The organism is Citrobacter sp. wls757, from assembly GCF_005280935.1.
Classification (GTDB): domain Bacteria; phylum Pseudomonadota; class Gammaproteobacteria; order Enterobacterales; family Enterobacteriaceae; genus Citrobacter; species Citrobacter portucalensis.
The window spans coordinates 93,678-95,035 of record NZ_SZWU01000017.1 but is presented as its reverse complement, the minus strand read 5'-3'; the positions used below and the strand labels follow the sequence as shown (position 1 = coordinate 95,035).

Below are 1,358 nucleotides of genomic sequence, written 5' to 3'. Positions count from 1 at the left end.
TGGCTGCCCCCCGCCTATAAAGGTGCGTCCGGCGGCTATTCCGTTGGCTATGACTCGTACGATCTGTTTGACCTGGGCGAGTTTGACCAGAGGGGAACCGTTGCCACCAAATACGGCGATAAAAACCAGCTGCTGGCGGCGATTGACGCACTTAAGCACAATGATATTGCCGTACTGCTGGACGTGGTGGTTAACCACAAAATGGGCGCTGATGAGAAAGAAAAGATCCGCGTCCAGCGGGTTAACGCCGAAGATCGCACGCAAATAGATGATGAGATTGTCGAGTGCGAAGGCTGGACGCGCTATACCTTCCCTGCCCGCGCTGGCCAGTACTCGCAATTCATTTGGGACTTTAAATGCTTCAGCGGCATTGACCATATCGAGAACCCAACCGAAGACGGGATTTTTAAAATCGTTAACGATTACACCGGAGAAGGCTGGAACGATCAGGTCGATGATGAGTTGGGTAATTTTGATTATCTGATGGGCGAAAACATTGATTTTCGCAATCACGCGGTGACTGAGGAACTCAAATACTGGGCGCGTTGGGTAATGGAGCAAACCCAGTGCGACGGCTTTCGTTTAGATGCCGTGAAACATATTCCGGCATGGTTTTACAAAGAGTGGATTGAGCACGTGCAGGAGGTTGCACCCAAGCCGCTGTTTATTGTGGCGGAATACTGGTCCCATGAAGTCGATAAGCTGCAAACCTACATTAATCAGGTGGAGCGGAAAACCATGCTGTTCGACGCCCCTTTGCAGATGAAATTCCACGAAGCATCCCGTCAGGGCCGCGATTACGACATGAGCCAGATTTTCACCGACACTCTGGTGGAGGCCGATCCGTTTCATGCCGTCACGCTGGTTGCCAATCACGACACCCAGCCATTGCAGGCACTCGAAGCCCCTGTCGAACCGTGGTTTAAGCCGTTGGCCTATGCGCTGATCCTGTTGCGCGAAAACGGCGTACCGTCGGTGTTTTACCCTGACCTCTACGGAGCGCATTACGAAGACACCGGCGGCGATGGCGAAATCTATCCTATCGACATGCCGATCATTGAACAGCTTGATGAACTGATCCTCGCGCGCCAGCGCTTCGCGCATGGGGTACAGACGCTCTTTTTCGACCACCCTAACTGTATCGCTTTTAGTCGCAGCGGCACGGACGAGGATCCCGGCTGTGTGGTGGTGTTGTCTAACGGCGATGACGGAGAAAAGACCATCAATCTCGGCGCCAATTATGGCAATAAAACCTGGCGTGACTATCTGGGAAATCGTGAAGAAAGCGTGGTCACCGATGAAAACGGCGAAGCGACGTTTTATTGTAACGGTGGGGGCGTCAGCGTGTGGGTGATTGA

The 1,358-nt window shown here is 52.9% G+C and carries 1 protein-coding gene; it reads left to right on the top strand.

Annotation, left to right across the window (positions count from 1 at the left end; genetic code table 11):
• Window positions 1–1,358 (top strand): alpha-amylase (gene amyA, locus FDW94_RS05095; RefSeq protein ID WP_249358304.1); only part of this gene is annotated, 1,358 nt, incomplete at both ends.